This is a genomic window from Streptomyces lothianensis (assembly GCF_047779955.1).
Taxonomy (GTDB): Bacteria; Actinomycetota; Actinomycetes; order Streptomycetales; family Streptomycetaceae; genus Streptomyces.
The window spans coordinates 20,057-40,428 of the sequence record NZ_JBLMKT010000037.1 but is presented as its reverse complement, the minus strand read 5'-3'; the positions used below and the strand labels follow the sequence as shown (position 1 = coordinate 40,428).

Genomic DNA, 20,372 nt, shown 5'->3' with positions numbered 1-20,372 from the left:
CATGCCTCAGACGCCAGGGCCGGCAGCGTGGCGGATCACGCCTCGCCACGGCTGGAATCAAGCCTCTCCACGGGCTGGAATCAAGCCGGGCGGCGCGGCTCAGACCTTCATGCGGCGCGGTTCAGACCCTCACTTCGTCCCGGCCGTCGCGTGCCTCGGGCACCCGCAGCGTGCACGCGGCCTCCGCCTCCTCCGCCGCCTGCAGCGCCCGTGCCCGGCGCCGTGCGAGCGGGGTGGCGAGCACGGCCAGGAGCAGGAAGGCGCCGATGGCCATCAGGACGATCGTCGCTCCGGGCGGTACGTCGCGGTAGTACGAGGTGACCGTGCCGGACAGCGCCACGGTCGTACCGATCGCCACCGCGAGCGCGAACGTCACCTTGAAGGAGCGGGTGATCTGCTGGGCCGCGGCGACCGGCACCACCATCAGGGCGCTGACCAGGAGCAGCCCGACGACCCGCATCGCGACCGTCACGGTCACGGCCGCGGTGATGGCGACCAGCAGGTTGAGCAGCCGCACCGGCAGGCCGGTGACCCGGGCGAACTCCTCGTCCTGGCTGACCGCGAACAGCTGCCGCCGCAGCCCGACGGTCACGAGGACCACGAACGCCGCGAGCAGCACGATCGCCGTGACGTCCGAGTCGGAGACGGAGGCGAGCGAGCCGAAGAGGTACGAGGTCAGGTTCGCGTTCGAGCCCGCGTCCGAGAGGTTGATCAGCATCACACCGCCGGCCATACCGCCGTAGAACAGCAGGGCGAGCGCGATGTCGCCGCGGGTCCTGCCGTACCAGCGGATCAGCTCCATGACCACGGCGCCCACGACGGAGACAAGGGTCGCCATCCAGACCGGGTTGGTGGAGAGCAGGAAGCCGAGGCCGACACCGGTCATGGCGACATGGCCGATGCCGTCGCCCATCAGGGCCTGGCGGCGCTGCACGAGGTAGATGCCGATCGCGGGCGCGGTGATGCCGACGAGCACCGCGGCGATCAGCGCGCGCTGCATGAAGGGGTTCTGGATCAGTTCCAACATCGCTTCGGGTCCGTCCTCAGCTCAGGATTCCGGTGCGGACCGGTTCGTGCGCGGCATGCGGGTGTACGTGGTCGTGGCCGGGCAGGGCGTGCTGGCCTACGGCCTCCGGGGGCGGCCCGTCGTGCACGCAGCAGCCGTCGCGCAGCACGACCGCGCGGTCGATCAGCGGTTCCAGGGGGCCGAGTTCGTGCAGGACGAGCAGGACCGTCGCGCCGCGTTCGACCTGGGCGCGCAGGGTCGTGGCGAGGATGTCCTGGCTGGCCAGGTCCACGCCCGCCATCGGCTCGTCCATGATCAGCAGATCGGGGTCGGCGGCGAGGGCGCGGGCGATGAGGACGCGCTGGTGCTGGCCGCCGGAGAGCGCGCTCACCGAGTCCTTCGCGCGGTCGGCCAGGCCCACGAGCCCGATGGCCGTGTCGACCGCGGCCCGGTCGGTCCTCGAGGGCAGCCGCAGCTTCGTACGCGAGAGGCGTCCTGAGGAGACGACCTCGCGGACCGTGGCCGGGACGCCGGAGGCGGCGGTGGTGCGCTGCGGCACGTAGCCGACGCGGCCCCAGTCCTTGAAGCGCTTCAGCGGCTTGCCGAACAGCTCCACGGAGCCGCCGGTCAGAGGCACCTGGCCGATCACCGAGCGTACGGCCGTGGACTTGCCGGAGCCGTTGGCGCCGAGCAGCGCGACGACCTCGCCGCGGTCGACGGTCAGGTCGATCCCGCGCAGCACCGGGCGGGAGCCGAGCGTGGCGCGCGCCTCGCGCAGGGATATGACGGGGTCCATGGCCCGTGCCTCCGATCGTTGCGTGAGCGGGTGGCTCACTTGGCGCCGAGCGCCTTCTGCAGTGCGGCCAGGTTCGACCGCATGACCTCGAGGTAGTCAGCGCCCCTGGACTTCTCAGTGATTCCCTCCAGAGGGTCGAGGACGTCCGTCCTGAGACCGGTGTCACCGGCGAGGGTCTTGGCCGTCTTGTCGCTGGTGAGGGTCTCGAAGAAGACCGTGCTGACGTTCTCGCGCTCGGCGGTGTCCTGCAGTTCCTTGATACGGGCCGGGCTGGGCTCGGCCTCGGGGGAGAGGCCGGAGATGGCCTCCTGGTCCAGGCCGTAGCGCTCGGCGAGGTAGCCGAAGGCGGCGTGGGTGGTGATGAAGGTCTTCGTCTCGGTGTTCTTGAGACCGTCGGCGAAGTCCTTGTCGAGGGCGTCGAGCTTGGCGACGAGCTCCTCGGTGTTCTTCTCGTAGTCGGCCGCGTGCTCGGGGTCGGCCTTCTGCAGGGCCTTGCCCACACCCTCGGCGACCTCGGCGTACTTCACGGGGTCGAGCCAGATGTGCGGGTCCTCGCCGGCCTCGGTCTCGTGCGAGTGGCCCTCTTCGGCGTGCTCGTCGGAGTGGCCTTCGTCGGAGTGGCCTTCGTCGGAGTGGCCGTCCTCCCCGTGCCCCTCGTCCTCATGGCCGTGGCCTTCGTGGTCCTCGGAGGCGGTGTGCGCCTCGAGGCTGGTGAGGGTGGCCGCGTCGACGATGTGCTCGACGCCGGACTGGCCGATGGCCTTGTCGACGGCGGGCTGCAGATCCTTGAGGTAGAGGATCATGTCGGCGTTCGCGAGGTCGACGGTCTGCTTCGGGCTGAGCTCCAGGTCGTGCGGCTCGACGCCCGGCTTGGTGAGGGCGTCCACGTGTACATGCTCGCCGCCGATCTGCTCGGCGAGGAACTGCATCGGATAGAAGGAGGCGACGACGTCCAGCTTCCCGCCGCTCTTCCCGTCCGCCGCGTTCGAGCTGCCGCAGGCGGACAGGGCGAGCAGTCCGGCGGCGGATGCGGCGGCGGTGGCTATGAGGCGGCCATGGGAGGGGACTCGTCGTACGTTCATGACATCCATTTTCATCAAAAATGGAAACGGTTGTCAACAAGCCTTCGGTGGCTCACCCACCGGACTCCTCTCCTCCCACCCGCCGGACGCTCTTGCGATACCGATTTGGCCGAGGGGCAGGCGCCGCCGGTAACCTGAGGCATTCGCTCCGGAGCGCGTATCCAGCGCGCTCACCGCCGTCGTACTGAAGAGAGCACCGTGGCCGCCGACAAGATCGACACCATCGTCAGCCTCAGCAAGCGCCGTGGCTTCGTTTTCCCCTGCAGTGAGATCTACGGCGGTCAGCGCGCCGCCTGGGACTACGGACACCTGGGCGTCGAGCTCAAGGAGAACATCAAGCGCCAGTGGTGGCGCTACATGGTCACCTCGCGCGAGGACGTCGTCGGTATCGACTCCTCGGTGATCCTGGCCACCGAGGTCTGGGAGGCCTCGGGTCACGTGGCCACGTTCACCGACCCGCTGACCGAGTGCACCTCGTGCCACAAGCGCTTCCGCGCCGACCACCTCATCGAGGCGTACGAGGAGAAGAAGGGCCGCGAGCCGGAGAACGGTCTCGCCGACATCAACTGCCCCAACTGCGGCAACAAGGGCCAGTTCACCGAGCCCAAGCAGTTCTCCGGTCTGCTCTCCACGCACCTCGGTCCGACCCAGGACAGCGGCTCCGTCGCCTACCTGCGTCCCGAGACCGCCCAGGGCATCTTCACCAACTTCGCCCAGGTGCAGACCACTTCGCGCCGCAAGCCGCCGTTCGGAATCGCCCAGATGGGCAAGTCCTTCCGCAACGAGATCACGCCCGGCAACTTCATCTTCCGCACCCGCGAGTTCGAGCAGATGGAGATGGAGTTCTTCGTCAAGCCGGGCGAGGACGAGAAGTGGCAGGAGTACTGGATGGAGCAGCGCTGGAACTGGTACACCGGCCTGGGCCTGCGCGAGGAGAACATGCGGTGGTACGAGCACCCGCAGGAGAAGCTCTCCCACTACTCCAAGCGCACCGCCGACATCGAGTACCGCTTCCAGTTCGGCGGCTCCGAGTGGGGTGAGCTGGAGGGCGTCGCCAACCGCACCGACTACGACCTCTCGGCGCACTCCAAGGCCTCCGGCCAGGAGCTCTCCTACTTCGACCAGGAGAACAACGAGCGCTACACGCCGTACGTCATCGAGCCCGCGGCCGGTGTCGGCCGTACCATGCTCGCCTTCATGCTCGACTCGTACTTCGAGGACGAGGCGCCCAACGCCAAGGGCAAGATGGAGAAGCGCACCGTCATGCGCTTCGACCACCGCATCGCCCCGGTGAAGGTCGCGGTCCTCCCGCTCTCCCGCAACCCGGAGCTGTCGCCGAAGGCCAAGGGCCTGGCCCAGGCACTGCGCGCCAACTGGAACATCGACTTCGACGACGCCGGCGCCATCGGCCGCCGCTACCGCCGCCAGGACGAGATCGGCACGCCGTACTGCGTCACCGTCGACTTCGACACCCTCGACGACAACGCGGTCACCGTCCGCGAGCGCGACTCGATGAAGCAGGAGCGCGTCTCCCTCGACCAGATCGAGGGCTACCTGGCGACCCGCCTGGTGGGTTGCTGACGCACCGCCCGGCGGGCTGCTGACGCGACCTGCGTACGACGCCCCCGTGTCCCATGCCGGACACGGGGGCGTCGGCCTGTCCGGGAACGTGATGTGTCCCCACATGGGCCCGGTGTCCGAGATGTGGTGACGTGAAGCGGGCGAAACTCTGCCGGTGAACGGCAATGCGGCAGGTCAGGGGCTATGGCAGAGTGCGGCGCGGCATCCCCCACGCCCCTATGAACGCAAGGACCACGCGTGACGTTTCCGCCGCCGCAGCAAGCGCGCCAGCCGGACGAGGATTTCCGGGCCCCCGGTCCGTACCCGAATGACCCCTGGGTGCACGGGACGTCCGCGCCGGCCCCGCCCGTCCACGGTGCGTACGCCGGTCCTCCGTACGGTCACCTGCCGGGTGCTTCCGGAGGTCCGCCGCTCGAGCCCGCCCTCAACGGTCTTGCCGTCGCCTCCCTCGCGACCGCGCTCGTCCTCCTTGCCCCGCTCTCGGTGGTCTTCGGGATCGTCGCCCTGGTGCAGATATCCCGGACGGGGAGCCGCGGCAAGGGACTCGCCATCGCCGGCATCACGATCTCGGGTGTGGTGATCTCCGGCGTCGTCGCCCTGCTCCTGAGCGGTGCCCTGAACTTCCGGGTCTGGGTCCAGGACGGGACCGGCGCGCCCGTGCGGCCCGACCGGCCGGACGTATCGCGGGTCCACATCCTCACGCTGCGCGAAGGCGACTGCTTCACACCGGCCGAACTCCCCGGCCAGAACCAGGAACGGCTGGCCGATCCGACCGCGGAACGGAAGCCCTGCACGGCATCGCACCGCGGCGAGGTGTACGCCACCTTCGACCTGCCCGACAAGCAGGCGTACCCCGGCGTCGAGCAGATCAACGAGACCGCGTCGCGGACCTGCGGCGAGCTGCTCTTCGACTACACCCCCGATGTGGGGGAGTTCAGCATGCTGCTCACCTTCTTCTACTACCCGCAGGCCGACCGCTGGGCGCTCGGTGACCGCACCGTACGCTGCTGGGCCGGGCGGCCCACGGGCGACCTCGACCGTTCCGTCCGCCAGGACATCGACGCACTGACCGCCGAGCAGCGCGCGTATGTCACTGCGCTGCACCCCCTGTACAAGACCCAGGCGCGCAGGCCGGTGAAGAACCCGGAGGCGGATCTGGCCGGTGCCCGGAAATGGGCCCGGGAGATGGCGACGGCGCAGGAGGAGACGGCGCGGCTCCTGAAGGAGGCCGAGCTGCCCCGGGCGGCGAAGGAGAAGGCCGGGGAGCTGGCCGAGGCGTTCGAGGACGGCGTACCGCACTGGGAGGCGGCGGCACGTGCCGAGGACGCGGGCGCCTTCCGCGCCGCCATGAAGAAGTCCGCCGTGGATCCGGCCGTCGGCGTCGAGCTGGAGCGCTCGATCCGGGAGACTCTCGGACTTCAGTCCCTGAGCTGAAGCCCACGGAGCAGCAGGTCCAGGACGTCGTCCAGGTCCTGCTCGATGCCGGGCAGCCTCCACTGCGCCGCGTGGACCGGGTCGTGGAAGCGGAGGGTGGCGTCGAAGACCGCGCGGGCGCCGCGCCCGGCATCCGCGGCGCCGAGCGTGAACTCGCCGGCCGCGATGCCGGCCTCCAGGATCTCGGTCAGCTGGCCGACCAGGTCCGTGATGTGCTCGTCGACCGCCTCGCTGTTCTCACGGAGCAGCACCTCGTACGTGGCGAAGAGCTGAGGGTCCGCGCCCGCCTTGGCGCGCTTGGCCTCGAAGAGGCGGATGTTCCAGCGGCGCAGGCGGTCCTCGGCGGTGTCCGAGGAGTCCTCGACGATCCGGCGCAGCTCGTCCGTCGTGCGGTCGAGCCACCGCTTCGTCACGGCCTCGCGCAGCGCCGCCTTCGTGCGGAAGTGGCGGTACACGCTGCCGTGACTGACGCCGAGCGCACGGGCCACGTCGACGACGGTCGCCTTCGCAGGCCCGTAGGTACGGAGGACGTCCTCGGTCGCGGCGAGGATCCGCTCGGCGGTCAGTGTCTCGGTGGCCATGGCCGAAACCTACCCGGCCGGTGGTCAGCGCTCGCTGTCGAGGTGTGCCATCTGGTTCGCCGGGTAGCGCTCGCCGGACGCGGCGCCCGCGGGCACGGCCTGCTCGATGGCGGCGAGATCGGACGCGTCCAGGGTCACGTCGAGCGCGCCGATGGACTCGGCGAGCCGGGCGCGGGTGCGGGCGCCGATCAGGGGCACGATGTCCTCGCCCTGGGCCGCCACCCAGGCGATCGCGGTCTGCGCGACCGTCACTCCCTTCTGCTCGGCGACCTTGCGCAGGGCGTCCACCAGGTCGAGATTGCGGTCGAGGTTCCGGCCCTGGAAGCGGGGGCTCATCCCTCGGAAGTCGTTCGCGGCGAGCTTGCGGTCGCGGCCGAAGTGGCCCGATATCAGGCCGCGCGAGAGCACGCCGTACGCGGTGACGCCGATGCCCAGCTCGCGAGCCGTGGGCAGGATCTCGGCCTCGATGCCGCGGGAGATCAGCGAGTACTCGATCTGCAGGTCGGAGATCGGCGCGACGGCGGCGGCCCGGCGCAGGGTCTCGGCGCCGACCTCGGAGAGCCCGATGTGCCGTACGTGACCGGCCTCGACAAGCTCCTTGATCGCGCCGATCGTCTCCTCGATCGGGACATCGGGGTCGACGCGGGCGATCCGGTAGACGTCGATGTGGTCGGCGCCCAGGCGCTGCAGCGAGTACGCGGCGAAGTTCTTCACGGCGTTCGGGCGGCCGTCGTAGCCGGTGAAGCCGCCCTCGACGGTGCGCAGGGCACCGAACTTGACGCTGGTGAGCGCCTGCTCGCGGCGCGCGGCGGGGGCGGTGCGCAGGGCCTCGTTGATCAGCAGTTCGTTGTGGCCCATGCCGTAGAAGTCGCCGGTGTCGAGCAGCGTGATGCCCGCTTCCAGGGCGGCGTGGAGCGTGGCGATGGACTCGGCGCGGTCGGCATCCCCGTACAACGCGGACATGCCCATGCAGCCGAGGCCGAGGGCGGAGGTCTGCGGGCCGGTGGTGCCGAGGGTGGTGGTGCGCATGATGCGGCTCCTTCTGGAGGGGGTGTGCCACCAGCCTGGCATGACGGATGACAGATTTCAATATCTGTCATCCGTCATCCGTCACTTGTCATTCAGTGTCTTGTCAGGAGTGCCGTCCGGTGCGGGACACTGGTGGGATGACCGCGCTCGACCATGCCCCCAGTCACGCCCCCGGCCACGCCCCCGGCCGGGGCGGCACGCCCTCCCTCGCCATCGGCCCGCACCAGGTGCAGCCGCCGGTGGTGCTCGCGCCCATGGCCGGTATCACCAACGCGCCGTTCCGCACCCTGTGCCGTGAGTTCTCCGGCGGGAAGGGGCTGTTCGTCAGCGAGATGATCACCACGCGCGCCCTGGTCGAGCGCAACGAGAAGACCATGCAGCTGATCCACTTCGACGAGACGGAGAAGCCTCGTTCGATCCAGCTGTACGGGGTGGACCCGGCGACCGTCGGCAAGGCCGTCCGCATGATCGCGGAGGAGGATCTGGCCGACCACATCGACCTCAACTTCGGCTGCCCGGTGCCCAAGGTGACCCGCAAGGGCGGCGGCTCCGCGCTGCCGTACAAGCGGCATCTGCTGCGTTCGATCCTGCGCGAGGCCGTGAGCGGGGCCGGGGATCTGCCGGTGACGATGAAGATGCGCAAGGGCATCGACGATGACCACATCACGTATCTCGACGCGGGGCGGATCGCGGTCGAGGAGGGTGTGACCGCCATCGCGCTGCACGGGCGCACGGCCGCGCAGCACTACGGCGGCACGGCCGACTGGGAGGCGATCGCGCGGCTCAAGGAGCATGTGCCCGAGATCCCGGTGCTCGGCAACGGGGACATCTGGTGCGCCGAGGACGCGGTCCGGATGATGCGGGAGACCGGCTGCGACGGGGTGGTCGTGGGGCGCGGCTGCCTGGGGCGGCCGTGGCTGTTCGGGGATCTGGTCGCGGCCTTCGAGGGCGGTGGCGCGCCGGCGGCTCCTTCGCTTCGAGAGGTCGCGGAAGTGATGGTGCGGCACGCGGGCCTGCTGGGTGAGTGGATCGGTGACGAGGCACGCGGTGTCATCGACTTCCGCAAGCATGTGGCCTGGTATCTCAAGGGCTTCGCGGTGGGCTCGGAGATGCGCAAGCGGCTCGCGGTCACCTCGTCCCTCCAGGAGCTGCGCTCCGGGCTCGACGAGCTGGATCTCGACCAGGCCTGGCCGGTCGGCGCGGACGGCCCCCGCGGCCGTACGTCGGGCAATAACCGGGTCGTACTGCCGGACGGCTGGCTCAAGGACCCCTATGACTGCGCGGGTGTGGGCGAAGAGGCCGAGCTGGACACGTCCGGGGGCTGAGACGGGGGCCGCCGGGTCCCCTCGATCGGGTCCGATTGATGATCGATAATCGCGTGATCCTCGCCACCCTGAGAGGTAGGCCGCTCAGATGAGCGGCTCCGGAGGGTGTGTGGAGCCTGAAGGGTGGCACCCGGTGCCACCCTTCTTTGTGTTCAAGAGTTGAACTCAACTGCTTTAGATCCCGCTCATGTGAGCGTCGATCATCCCGATCGGGTCAAGTGACCTTCGGGGGATGAAAACTTCGCCTACCGAAGGGTTGCTTTCGATCTCCTGGCGGACGGGTGGTTACGGCCGTACGTCACTCAGGTGTATCTCCTCAGACGCCTTTGATCTGGGTACATTCCTCGGCGTCAGGGCAGCCACCGAGCCTCGAGGAGTCGAGACCCGTGTCGGAAAACAAGCAGCAGAAGTTCGTCTACGACTTCACCGAGGGCAACAGGGACCTCAAGGACCTCCTCGGCGGAAAGGGCGCCAACCTCGCCGAGATGACCAACCTCGGCCTGCCGGTCCCTCCCGGCTTCACCATCACCACCGAGGCCTGCAAGGTCTACCTGGAGAGCGGTGAGGAGCCCGCTGAGCTGCGCGAAGAGGTCAGCGGCCACCTGGACGCCCTCGAACAGAAGATGGGCAAGAAGCTCGGCCAGGCCGATGACCCGCTGCTCGTCTCCGTCCGCTCGGGCGCCAAGTTCTCGATGCCCGGCATGATGGACACCGTCCTCAACATCGGTCTCTCGGACGCCTCCGTGAAGGGTCTGGCCAAGCAGTCCGGCGACGAGCGCTTCGCCTGGGACTCCTACCGCCGCCTCATCCAGATGTTCGGAAAGACCGTTCTCGGCGTCGAAGGCGAGCTCTTCGAGGACGCCCTCGAAGCCGCCAAGAAGGCCAAGAAGATCACGGTCGACACCGACCTCGGCCCCGCCGAACTCCAGAAGCTCGTCAAGGAGTTCAAGAAGATCGTGAAGCGTGAGGCGGGCCGTGAATTCCCGCAGGACGCGCGCGAGCAGATGGACCTCGCCATCACCGCGGTCTTCGACTCTTGGAACGGCGACCGCGCCAAGCTGTACCGCCGCCAGGAGCGCATCCCGGGCGACCTCGGCACCGCCGTCAACGTCTGCTCCATGGTCTTCGGCAACCTCGGCCCCGACTCCGGCACCGGCGTCGCCTTCACCCGCGACCCGGCCTCCGGCCACCAGGGCGTCTACGGCGACTACCTGCAGAACGCGCAGGGCGAGGACGTCGTCGCCGGTATCCGCAACACCGTGCCGCTCGCCGAGCTGGAGTCGATCGACAAGAAGTCGTACGACCAGCTGATGCAGATCATGGAAACCCTCGAGACGCACTACAAGGACCTGTGCGACATCGAGTTCACGATCGAGCGCGGCCAGCTGTGGATGCTGCAGACCCGCGTGGGCAAGCGCACCGCGGCCGCCGCCTTCCGTATCGCCACCCAGCTCGTGGACCAGGGCCTCATCGACGAGGCGGAGGCGCTGCAGCGCGTCAACGGCGCCCAGCTCGCCCAGCTGATGTTCCCGCGCTTCGACGACGACGCGAAGGTCGAGAAGGTCGCCCGCGGTATCGCCGCCTCGCCGGGCGCCGCGGTCGGCAAGGCCGTCTTCGACTCGTACACCGCCATCAAGTGGTCGCGCTCCGGCGAGAAGGTCATCCTGATCCGCCGCGAGACCAACCCCGACGACCTGGACGGCATGATCGCCGCCGAGGGCATCCTGACCTCGCGCGGCGGCAAGACCTCGCACGCCGCCGTCGTCGCCCGCGGCATGGGCAAGACCTGTGTCTGCGGCGCCGAGGAGCTGGAGGTCGACACCAAGCGCCGCCGGATGACCGCACCGGGCGGTGTAGTGGTCGAGGAGGGCGACGTCGTCTCCATCGACGGCTCCTCCGGCAAGGTCTACGTCGGTGAGGTGCCCGTCGTGCCCTCGCCCGTCGTCGAGTACTTCGAGGGCCGGATGCACGCCGGTGCCGAGGAGGCCGGCGAGCTGGTCGCCGCCGTGCACCGCATCATGTCCTTCGCCGACGGCAAGCGCCGCCTGCGCGTGCGCGCCAACGCCGACAACGCCGAGGACGCGATGCGCGCCCGCCGCTTCGGCGCCCAGGGCATCGGCCTGTGCCGCACCGAGCACATGTTCCTCGGCGAGCGCCGCGAGATGGTCGAGAAGCTGATCCTCGCCGACACCGAGGACGAGCGCGAGGACGCCCTCAAGGAGCTGCTGCCCCTGCAGAAGGCCGACTTCGTCGAGCTCTTCGAGGCCATGGACGGCCTGCCCGTCACGGTCCGGCTGCTCGACCCGCCGCTGCACGAGTTCCTGCCCGACATTACCGAGCTCTCGGTCCGGGTCGCGCTCGCCGAGTCCCGCAAGGACGCCAACGAGAACGACCTGCGCCTGCTGCAGGCCGTGCACAAGCTGCACGAGCAGAACCCGATGCTGGGTCTGCGCGGCGTACGCCTCGGCCTGGTCATCCCCGGCCTGTTCTCCATGCAGGTACGCGCCATCGCCGAGGCCGCGGCCGAGCGCAAGGCCGCCAAGGGCGACCCGCGCGCCGAGATCATGATCCCGCTGGTGGGCACCGTCCAGGAGCTGGAGATCGTCAAGGACGAGGCGGACCAGGTGATCGCCGAGGTCGAGGCCGCCACCGGCACCAACCTCAAGCTCACCATCGGCACGATGATCGAGCTGCCGCGGGCCGCGCTCACGGCCGCGCAGATCGCCGAGGCCGCGCAGTTCTTCTCCTTCGGCACCAACGACCTCACCCAGACCGTGTGGGGCTTCAGCCGGGACGACGTGGAGGCCAGCTTCTTCACCGCGTACCTGGAGAAGGGCATCTTCGGGGTCTCGCCCTTCGAGACCATCGACAAGGACGGCGTCGGCTCGCTCGTGAAGCACGCCGTCAAGCAGGGCCGCGCCACCCGGCCCGACCTCAAGCTGGGCGTCTGCGGCGAGCACGGCGGCGACCCCGAGTCGGTGCACTTCTTCCACGAGGTGGGTCTCGACTACGTGTCCTGCTCGCCGTTCCGCATCCCCGTCGCGCGCCTCGAAGCGGGCCGCGCGGCCGCGGGCTCGCAGGGCAGCGACAGCCGCTGAGCCCGCACCTGTACCACCTGTACCACCGGGGCCGTCGGCGGGTCATGCCCTGACAAACCCTCACCGGTTCGCCGCCGGCCCCGGGTTCACCAAGGGTGTCTCCTGCGGCATGTTCCGCGGAACACCCCGTGGCCTGTCCCGCGGACAGGCCCGATGATGGGGGCGCCCCGTGCGGGGGGCGCCCCCATCCGGCGTACGGAGCCTTCGGTCTCCGTGCTTTCAGGCCGCCGCGGGCGGCGCCAGGTGGGCCACCTCGCGCGGGAAGTACGAGGCGATGTCCTCTCCCGCCTCGTACAGGCCGCGGACGAAGTCCCGGGCCTTCGCGACCACGTCGGCCCGGGTGAAGAGCACCGCCCCGTTGGGCACGCCCTCGGGCGTGTACTCGACGAGGTAGGCCGTCGCGTCCCCCAGCACACACAGCTCGGGCAGCGGCCCCTGCGCCTCGTACGCCGTGACCCGTTCCGCGTCCAGGACCGCGGCGTCCTGCCCGTAGCCGCTCTTGACGTGCAGGATGTTCAACTCCCACTGGACGTACGGGACCAGCGGCCGCTCGACGATCCGCACCCTGCGGTACGGGAACCCGGCCTTCGAGATCCGCGCCTCGTCCTCCGCGTACTCCGGCCGCAGTTCCTCGATGAGCCGCAGCGACTCCTCCCACGCGCCGCGGCGCAGGGCCAGCCAGCTCGGGAAGTCGCCCTCGTCATAGGCCTGCAGCCGCTCCAGCTTCCAGAAGCCCGCCGGACCGATGCGCCAGAACCGCTCGTTGAATCCGGCGAGGTACTCGTCCTGCCCGATCCGGACCCCGTCGCCGCCCTCGAACACCTCACGCCACTCGTCCACCTGCCGTTCTCCTCCTCCGCGAGCGGGGCCGCCGCCGCGAAGGCCGCATGCTTCGGGACAGCGACAGTGATGGTTGTCATGCTAGTGCCAAGCGGCGGCGAGGGGCGGCCACGGAGAGTCAGCCGCGGAACGGCCCCGTCACCTCGTAGGTGATGCCGCCGGAGGAGCTGCCGCTGGTGCCGCGCTGGCTGGAGAAGTAGAGGCGGCTGCCGTCGGGGGAGAACGCCGGGCCGGTGATCTCCGAGCCCGACTGGCCGCCGATCCTCAGGAACGGGGCGACCACACCCTCCGGGGTGATCATGCAGATCTCCATGTTGCCGCCGTCCTCGGCGATGAAGAGATCGCCGGAGGCGCTGCCCGTGATGTTGTCGACGCCGGTCAGCGGTGCACGGCGCACGAGGGAGTCGTCATAGGCGAGTTCGATGGTCTGCGCGGCCGCGTCGTACTGCCAGACCCGGTTGTCGCCCTTCGTCGTGAACCAACAGGTGTCGTCCGCGTAGTGGCAGCCCTCGCCGCCCGAGAAGCGCTTGGCGCCGGGGACCTGGTCGCGGGTGGGGGTGGCGCCGCTCGGGTCGGGAACCTCGGCCCAGGTGACCGGGCCGCTGGTGCCCGAGCCCATCTTGAGGACCTCCAGCCTGCCCGCCGAGAGATCGCCCCAGGTCGTCGGCGTGAAGCGGTAGAAGCAGCCGTCGGAGACGTCCTCGGTCAGATAGATCGTCCGGCGGACGGGGTCCGCGGCGGCCGCCTCGTGCTTGAAACGGCCCATCGCATCCCGTCGCACGGCCGCCTTCACGCCCCACGGGTCGGTCTCGTAGACATAGCCGCGGTCGACCTCCTCGCAGGACAGCCAGGTGTTCCACGGCGTCGTGCCGCCGGCGCAGTTCCGGCGCGTGCCGGACAGGATGCGGTGTGCGCCCGTGACCGCGCCGGTCGAGGAGAAGACGATCGCGCTCGCGCCGCCGTCCGGGCTGATCTCCGAGTTGGATACGTAGATCCAGCCCGATCCGTCGCCGTAACAGGCGCCGCCGTCCGGGGCGTTGTGCCAGCGGTACGAGGTGGGGCCGACGTACTCGCCGGAACGGGCGACCACGGTGCTGGTGAAGCCGGACGGCAGCCGGATCCCGTTGGCGTCCGCCTTGCCGGGCTTGCCGTAGGGGCCGGTGCCGGGCTGGGCGGGACCGGCGTAGGCGGCGCCGCGCCATAGCGTGCCGCCGAAGGCGGCTGCCGAGCCGCCGATGACCGCGCCGCGCAGGAAGGATCGACGTTCCACTCTCACTCCAGGTGGTGGGGGGAGGGCCCGGCGCCGGTATGGCGGCGGGTCGCGCGGTTCGTGAAACTAGACGTCGCAGATTGTCTGTGCATGAACAAGCGTAGAAGAGCGGGCGCACGTTTGCCGGGTGTACGCGGCACGCCTAGCGTCGGATCCATGAGTGCGGGCAAGAAGATCACCGAGAAGCTCTCCGCCGCGGCACTGAGCGAGACCACCGGCAAGGACTGGATCGGCTGGTTCGCCGTGCTCGACAAATGGGGTGCGCGGCAGCGCAGCCACACCGAGATCGCCCGGCATCTGCGCGAGGAACACGGTGTCAACGGCTGGCACGCCCAGTCGATCACCGTCGGCTACGAGCAGGAGCGCGGGCTGCGCGAAGTCGGCCAGTCCAGCACGGGCACCTGGGAGGCCTCGGCAAGCAGGACGGTGAACGCACCGGCCGCCCGCATCACGGAGGCCTTCACCGACGAGAGCCTGCGCCGCCGCTGGCTCCCGGACACCGAGCTGAGCATCCGCACCCACCGCCCCGGCAGATCGCTGACAGCCGACTGGGACGACGGTACGAGCCGGATCTCGGTGTGGGTGGAGGGGAAGGGCCCGCAGCGGGCCCAGCTCGGCGTCGGCCACCACAAGCTGGCGGACGCGGATGCGGTGGCGGCGTACAAGGAGTTCTGGCGGGAGCGGCTGGGGGAGCTGAAGCGGGTGCTCGAAGAGGAGTGAGCTGCACTACTGCCCGGCGAGCGGCCTCACCGCTTCAGTTCGTATGTCACCCCGGTCAGCCGCTCCGAAGCCGCCCACAGCCGTGCGCTGGTGGTGTCGTCGAGGGTCCGCCTCGCGCGTACGGACTTCACCGGCGCGCCCCGCCAGCCCTGGATGCGCGGCCCGATGAACGAGTCCGGGCGCACACCGGGCGCCGTCGCCGCGTACAGCGTGGGCAGGGCGCCCGCCTCGGCGGACTGGGCGATCAGCCGCGTGGCGCGGTCGGCGATGCGGCCCCTCAGGCGCCGGCCCTCCATCCGGGGCCCCGCCGTCACCAGGTTCGTGTGTGCGTAGCCCGGGTGCGCGGCCGCCGCGACCACCTGTGAGCCCGCCTCCCGCAGGCGGAGCGCAAGCTCGTGCGTGAAGAGGAGGTTGGCGGTCTTGGAGCGGCCGTAGGCGATCCAACGCCGGTAGTTCTTCTCCGAGTCGAGGTCGCCGAGGTCGATGTCCGCCAGGAAGTGCAGCCCGCTGGAGACCGTCACGATCCGTGCGCCCGGTGTCGCGAGCAGCTTCGGGAGCAGAAGGCCCGTGAGGGCGAAATGGCCGAGATGGTTGACGCCGAACTGCGTCTCGAAGCCGTCCGCCGTCCTGCGGTACGGGAGCGCCATCACGCCCGCGTTGTTGATCAACAGATCGAGCCGCTCGCCACGGAAGGCGGCCGCGAAGTCCCGTACGGACTGCAGATCGGCCAGATCGAGGGCGGCGAACTCCACGTCCGCGCCGGGGACTTCGGCCGCGATCCGCGCCTCGGCCTCCTTGCCGCGCGTCTCACTGCGGCAGGCGAGCAGCACCCGCGCCCCGTGCCGGGCCAGTTCGCGGGCGGCCGCGAGGCCGATACCGCTGTTGGCGCCGGTGACGACGGCGGTGCGGCCGCTCTGGTCGGGGATGTCACGCGCGGTCCAGGCGGTCATACCGGTCCTTCCGGAGGGTGGGCTTCGGCTGACGGCCAGGGTACGGCTGGTCTTACCGGCGGGTAAGACCAGCCGTGGTCCGTGGTCCATGGCCCGGAGCTTGTGGTCCGGCCCGTGGCCCGGAGCCCGTGGTCCGTGGGGCCGTGCGCGGTGCCTCAGGCCGCCGCGCCGCCGTCGATCACCAGATCCGTCCCCACCACGGACGCGGCGTCCCCGGAGGCCAGATACAGCACGGCCGCCGCGACCTCGTCCAGGCTCGACACCCGCCCGAGCGGACTGGCGGACTTCATCCGCACGGCCCGGTCGGCCTCGCTCTCGCCCGGCAGCAGCGACATCGTGGTGTCGGAGGCGCCCGGGCTCACCGCGTTGATCCGCACGCCGTCGCCGATGTGGTCGAGCGCGGCCGCACGGGTGAGCGCCGAGACGGCGGCCTTGGAGGTGATGTAGCCGCCCACGCCGGGGATACGGGTGTGGGCTCCGAGGTTGGAGGCGATGTTGACGATCGCGCCGCCGCCCTCCTGACCGCGCATCACGGCGATCTCGGCCTGCAGGGCGTGGAACACACCGGTGACGTTGATGTCCAGGAGCGTCCGCCAGTCCTCGACGGGCAGCTCGGCCAGGGGCTGCCCGCCGCGGAAGACCCCGGCGTTGTTGACGGCGACGTCCAGGCGGCCGTGCCGGCGTACGGTCTCGGCCACCAGTTCCCGTACGTCCTCGGCCTTGCTGACATCCGCCGTGACCGCGGATGCCGTACCGCCGGCCGCCTCGATCAGGGCGACCGTCTCGTCCAGCGGCGCCCGGCCGCGCCCGGCGAGGACGAGCTTCGCCCCCTCGGCGGCGAAGGCGAGCGCGACGGCCCGGCCGATTCCGGAGCCGGCGCCGGTGACGAGGGCGGTCTTGTCGGTGAAGCGGGTGCTGCTCATGGTGGGTGACTCCTCGGTGGGGTGGTCGGTGGTGAGCTGGTCGGTGGTGAGCTGGTCGATGTTGCTCTGGTCGGTGTCGTCCGGTGCCCTCGTGGCGTGCGATCCCTGGAGGGCGGTCATCATGCCCCTCTTTCTTGACTGATCGGTTCAATATCAGGGTCGAAGAAAAGGGTGCCTCAAGGGCACCCCTTTCCCGCCCGCGCGTACGGGCCGGACTCAGCCGTCCAGCAGCCTCAGCGCCTGCTCCGCCGCATCCCGCACCCGCCCCGGATCGCTTGAAGCCTTGCCCGTCACCCGTAGCCCCTGCATCAGGACCAGCAGCATCCGGGCGAGCGCCAACGGCTCGCTGTCCCGAGGCAGTTCGCCCTGCGCCCGCGCCCGTACGAGTGCCGAGTGCAGCGGGGTCTCCAGTTGCTCCCAGCTGCGCTCGACCCGGCGCGCGGCGGCCGTGTCATGGGGTGCGAGCTCGGCCGCGGTGTTGGTGACCAGGCAGCCGTCGAGCCGGGTCGCCTCGTCGGCGGCCTCCGTGGCGAAGCGCCGCACGAGCGCGCGGACCGCCGGCAGTACGGGCCCCGGCTGCGAGAGCTCCTCGACGAGCGCCGGGTTGCGGGTCTCGCCGTATCGGTCCATGGCCTTCAGGTACAGCTCGTGCTTGCCGCCGAAGGTCGCGTACAGGCTGGCGCGCCCGATGCCCAGGTGCTCGGTGAGGTCGGCCAGCGAGGTCGCCTCGTAGCCGCGGCGCCAGAACAGCTCCATCGCGGACTGCAGTGCTGCGTCGGGGTCGAACTCCTTGGTGCGGGCCATGCCGCGACCCTAGGTCTTACTGAATCGATCGGTCAAGAATCGCTCGGGCCGCCCAGCCGCGCCTCATACGTCCGCACCGTCACCTCGGCGTCATCGAGGCAGGCGCCCGACTCCAGGTCGAAGCGCTGCTTCAGGAGCGGTGAGGCCACGAAGGCGCGCCCCTCGGAGGAGCCGAGCAAGCCGCGCGAGAGGACCGCCGCGCCCGTGAACGGGTCGCGGTTGTCGATCGCGTACGCGCGCCCGGCGCGGTCCACGAACACGGCGACCTGGCGGCCGTCGGGCAGCAGCGCCGCCGCGCCGCGGCCCGACTGGAGGGCCGTGCTGTCGCAGACCGTGAACCAGTCCTCGTTCGCGGGGTCCAGCAGGATTTGCAGCGTCATCGGATGCTCAGCGCTCCTTCGGGGATCAGGACCTCGAGGTCCGGCTTCATCTGGTCACGCTCGGCGACGAACTGGACGGTCGGGTCGGGCGTGCCGGGCGCGTTCACGAAGGAGACGAAGCGGGCGAGGCGCTCGGGGTCCTGCAGGGTCTCGGCCCATTCGTCGCGGTAGCCCGCGACATGCGCGGCCATCAGGGACTCCAGTTCCTCGCAGAGCCCCAGCGAGTCCTCGACGATCACCTCGCGCAGATGGTCGAGGCCACCCTCCAGGCGTTCCAGCCAGCTCGCGGTGCGCTCCAGGCGGTCGGCGGTGCGGATGTAGAACATCAGGAAGCGGTCGATCAGGCGGATCAGTTCGGCATCGCTGAGGTCCTGGGCGAGCAGGTCCGCGTGGCGCGGGGTCATGCCGCCGTTGCCGCCGACGTACAGGTTCCAGCCGCTCGCGGTCGCGATCACCCCGAAGTCCTTCGACTGGGCCTCGGCGCATTCGCGGGCGCAGCCGGAGACCGCCGACTTCAGCTTGTGCGGGGCCCGCAGCCCCCGGTAGCGCAGCTCCAGGTCGATGGCCATGCGGACGGAGTCCTGCACGCCGTAGCGGCACCAGGTCTGTCCGACGCAGGACTTCACGGTGCGCAGCGCCTTGCCGTACGCGTGCCCCGATTCGAAGCCGGCGTCCACGAGCCGCGCCCAGATGGCCGGCAGCTGGTCGACGCGGGCGCCGAAGAGGTCGATGCGCTGACCGCCGGTGATCTTCGTGTAGAGGCCGAAGTCGCGGGCGACCTCGCCGATCACGATCAGCTTCTCGGGGGTGATCTCACCGCCGGGGACGCGCGGGACGACCGAGTACGAGCCGTTGCGCTGCATGTTGGCGAGGAAGTGGTCGTTGGTGTCCTGGAGCGCGGCCTGCTCGCCGTCGAGGACGTAGCCCTCGGCGCCGATCGCGGGCGCCAGTGAGGCGATGATCGAGCCGACCGCCGGCTTGCAGATCTCGCAGCCCTCGCCGCCGCGGGCGCTCTCGCGGCCGTGCTCGTCGAGGAGTCGCGCGTACGACGTGATCCGCTTGACCCGGACGATCTCGTACAGCTCAGCCCGCGTGTGCCCGAAGCAGCCGCACAGGCCCTGGTCGCCGGTCTGCGGCAGCAGCTGCAGGATCGTCTTGACGCAACTGCCGCAGCCCGTACCGGCCTTGGTGCACTTCTTGACCTCGGGCAGGTCGCCGCAGGCGCAGATCTCGCCCTTGGTGACGTTGTGGCAGGAGCAGACGATCGCATCGTCGGGCAGCGCCTCCGGGCCCAGCTTCACCGGCCCGCCCGCGCCCGCCGGAAGCACCAGCTGCTCGGGTGCGACCGGCGGCACGCTGCCGGTCAGCGGCCGCAGCATCCCGTACGCCTCGGCGTCGCCGACGAAGACACCGCCGAGCAGCACGCCCTCCGGATCCATCACCAGCTTCTTGTACGTGCCGGAGCGCGAGTCCGCGTACACCACGTCCAGACAGCCCTCGGCCGTGCCGTGCGCATCGCCGAACGAGGCGACATCGACGCCGAGCAGCTTCAGCTTCGTCGACATATCGGCCCCGGTGAACGAGCCGGGGAACCCGGCGAGCGCGTCCGCCGCCGCCTCCGCCATCGCGTAACCGGGCGCGACCAGCCCGTACACCCGGCCGTCCACGGCCTGCGCGCACTCGCCGATCGCGAAGACCGCCGGATCGCTGGTCCGGCAGGCCTCGTCGACCGTGATCCCGCCGCGTTCGCCGACCGCGAGACCGCACTCGCGGGCGAGCTGGTCGCGCGGCCGCACACCCGCCGAGAACACCACCAGATCCGTGGCGAGTTCACTGCCGTCGGTCAGCCGCATCCCGGTCACCCGGCCGTCCGCGCCGGTGACGACCTCCTCGGTCCCGGCGCCCGTGTGCACCGTCAGGCCCATGTCCTCGATGGTCCGAAGCAGCGCCGCGCCACCGCCCTCGTCGACCTGCGCGGGCATCAGCCGCGGCGCGAACTCCACGATCCGCGTGCCGAGCCCGAGCCCCTTCAGTGCCCCCGCCGCCTCCAGGCCGAGCAGCCCGCCGCCGACGACCGCGCCGCGCGTCCGGCCCTTCGCGTACGCCTCGATCGCCTCCAGATCCTCGATGGTCCGGTAGACGAAGCAGCCTTCGGCGTCCTTGCCCGGCACGGGCGGTACGAAGGGGTACGAGCCGGTCGCGAGCACCAGCGTGTCGTAGGCGAAGGCCCGCCCGGAGCGGGAGACGACCTTGCGGCTTTCGCGGTCGATGGACTCGGCGGCCTCCCCGAGATGCAGCTCGATGCCGTGCTCGGCCATGAAGGCGGCCGGCGTCAGCGAGAGGTCATCGGCGCTCTTGCCCTCGAAGTACGAGGTCAGGTGGACGCGGTCGTACGCGGGGCGGGGTTCCTCGCACAGCACGACCACGCGCCGGCGCTTGTGCTCGCCGCGTTCGACGAGCGCTTCGAGAAACCGCTGGCCGACCATGCCGTGGCCGATGAGCAGAAGGGTGGGGAGCGTGTCCGGCATCGGCGTCATGTCTGGCTTCGGCATC

Annotated in this window: 17 protein-coding genes; 5 read left to right on the top strand and 12 right to left on the bottom strand. The window is 70.2% G+C overall.

The window, feature by feature from the left end; all coding sequences use genetic code 11:
* Positions 1-121: 121 nt before the first annotated feature.
* The 3 genes from ACLF6P_RS12645 to ACLF6P_RS12635 are packed head-to-tail and all read right to left on the bottom strand — an operon-like array spanning position 122 to position 2,884.
* Complete coding sequence (locus ACLF6P_RS12645; protein WP_415950240.1) at positions 122-1,027, bottom strand: metal ABC transporter permease; 906 nt, start codon at positions 1,025-1,027, stop codon at positions 122-124.
* Positions 1,028-1,043: 16 nt separating this feature from the next.
* Positions 1,044-1,802: a metal ABC transporter ATP-binding protein gene (locus ACLF6P_RS12640; protein ID WP_415950239.1), complete on the bottom strand. Its 759-nt coding sequence runs from the start codon at positions 1,800-1,802 to the stop codon at positions 1,044-1,046.
* A gap of 35 nt (positions 1,803-1,837) precedes the next feature.
* On the bottom strand, positions 1,838-2,884 hold the full coding sequence (locus ACLF6P_RS12635) for a metal ABC transporter substrate-binding protein (protein ID WP_415950238.1): 1,047 nt from the start codon (positions 2,882-2,884) through the stop codon (positions 1,838-1,840).
* A 198-nt stretch (positions 2,885-3,082) separates the two neighbouring features.
* On the opposite strand from ACLF6P_RS12635, the gene ACLF6P_RS12630 reads away from it, so the two are divergent.
* On the top strand, positions 3,083-4,465 hold the full coding sequence (locus ACLF6P_RS12630; RefSeq protein WP_415950236.1) for a glycine--tRNA ligase: 1,383 nt from the start codon (positions 3,083-3,085) through the stop codon (positions 4,463-4,465).
* A gap of 237 nt (positions 4,466-4,702) precedes the next feature.
* The gene (locus ACLF6P_RS12625; RefSeq protein ID WP_415950235.1) at positions 4,703-5,899 is read left to right on the top strand and encodes a DUF4190 domain-containing protein; all 1,197 of its coding nucleotides are present in this window, start codon (positions 4,703-4,705) and stop codon (positions 5,897-5,899) included.
* Here ACLF6P_RS12625 and ACLF6P_RS12620 read toward each other — a convergent pair.
* Together ACLF6P_RS12620 and ACLF6P_RS12615 are read right to left on the bottom strand one after the other, a co-directional pair.
* Entirely contained in the window at positions 5,884-6,480 is a 597-nt protein-coding gene (locus ACLF6P_RS12620) for a TetR/AcrR family transcriptional regulator (RefSeq protein ID WP_415950233.1), read from the bottom strand. The two genes, ACLF6P_RS12625 and ACLF6P_RS12620, sit on opposite strands and share 16 nt — an antisense overlap.
* Before the next feature lie 24 nt (positions 6,481-6,504).
* Positions 6,505-7,509: an aldo/keto reductase gene (locus ACLF6P_RS12615; RefSeq protein WP_415950232.1), complete on the bottom strand. Its 1,005-nt coding sequence runs from the start codon at positions 7,507-7,509 to the stop codon at positions 6,505-6,507.
* Between the two features lie 254 nt (positions 7,510-7,763).
* Here ACLF6P_RS12615 and dusB point away from each other — a divergent pair, with 254 nt between their 5' ends.
* Together dusB and ppdK are read left to right on the top strand one after the other, a co-directional pair.
* On the top strand, positions 7,764-8,834 hold the full coding sequence (gene dusB / locus ACLF6P_RS12610; RefSeq protein WP_415950489.1) for a tRNA dihydrouridine synthase DusB: 1,071 nt from the start codon (positions 7,764-7,766) through the stop codon (positions 8,832-8,834).
* A 386-nt stretch (positions 8,835-9,220) separates the two neighbouring features.
* On the top strand, positions 9,221-11,932 hold the full coding sequence (ppdK, locus tag ACLF6P_RS12605) for a pyruvate, phosphate dikinase (protein ID WP_415950230.1): 2,712 nt from the start codon (positions 9,221-9,223) through the stop codon (positions 11,930-11,932).
* 219 nt (positions 11,933-12,151) lie between these two features.
* Here ppdK and ACLF6P_RS12600 read toward each other — a convergent pair whose 3' ends face one another.
* Together ACLF6P_RS12600 and ACLF6P_RS12595 are read right to left on the bottom strand one after the other, a co-directional pair.
* Complete coding sequence (locus tag ACLF6P_RS12600) at positions 12,152-12,772, bottom strand: DUF6879 family protein (protein ID WP_415950228.1); 621 nt, start codon at positions 12,770-12,772, stop codon at positions 12,152-12,154.
* Positions 12,773-12,890: 118 nt separating this feature from the next.
* Positions 12,891-14,042 carry an alkaline phosphatase PhoX gene (locus ACLF6P_RS12595; RefSeq protein WP_415950226.1) on the bottom strand — a complete coding sequence of 384 codons (1,152 nt, stop codon included), beginning with the start codon at positions 14,040-14,042 and terminating at the stop codon, positions 12,891-12,893.
* 156 nt (positions 14,043-14,198) lie between these two features.
* On the opposite strand from ACLF6P_RS12595, the gene ACLF6P_RS12590 reads away from it, so the two are divergent.
* The gene (locus ACLF6P_RS12590; protein ID WP_415950224.1) at positions 14,199-14,762 is read left to right on the top strand and encodes a hypothetical protein; all 564 of its coding nucleotides are present in this window, start codon (positions 14,199-14,201) and stop codon (positions 14,760-14,762) included.
* Between the two features lie 26 nt (positions 14,763-14,788).
* Here ACLF6P_RS12590 and ACLF6P_RS12585 read toward each other — a convergent pair whose 3' ends face one another.
* From ACLF6P_RS12585 to nirB, 5 genes are all read right to left on the bottom strand, one after another.
* Entirely contained in the window at positions 14,789-15,712 is a 924-nt protein-coding gene (locus tag ACLF6P_RS12585) for an oxidoreductase (protein ID WP_415950222.1), read from the bottom strand.
* A gap of 155 nt (positions 15,713-15,867) precedes the next feature.
* The gene (locus tag ACLF6P_RS12580) at positions 15,868-16,635 is read right to left on the bottom strand and encodes an SDR family NAD(P)-dependent oxidoreductase (protein WP_415950488.1); all 768 of its coding nucleotides are present in this window, start codon (positions 16,633-16,635) and stop codon (positions 15,868-15,870) included.
* 216 nt (positions 16,636-16,851) lie between these two features.
* The gene (locus tag ACLF6P_RS12575) at positions 16,852-17,439 is read right to left on the bottom strand and encodes a TetR/AcrR family transcriptional regulator (RefSeq protein WP_415950220.1); all 588 of its coding nucleotides are present in this window, start codon (positions 17,437-17,439) and stop codon (positions 16,852-16,854) included.
* A 32-nt stretch (positions 17,440-17,471) separates the two neighbouring features.
* The gene (nirD, locus tag ACLF6P_RS12570) at positions 17,472-17,819 is read right to left on the bottom strand and encodes a nitrite reductase small subunit NirD (RefSeq protein WP_415950218.1); all 348 of its coding nucleotides are present in this window, start codon (positions 17,817-17,819) and stop codon (positions 17,472-17,474) included.
* Positions 17,816-20,371 (bottom strand): nitrite reductase large subunit NirB, encoded by a 2,556-nt coding sequence (nirB, locus tag ACLF6P_RS12565; protein WP_415950216.1) that lies wholly within the window; start codon positions 20,369-20,371, stop codon positions 17,816-17,818. Before nirB ends, nirD begins: the two co-directional genes overlap by 4 nt.
* Position 20,372 lies beyond the last annotated feature (1 nt).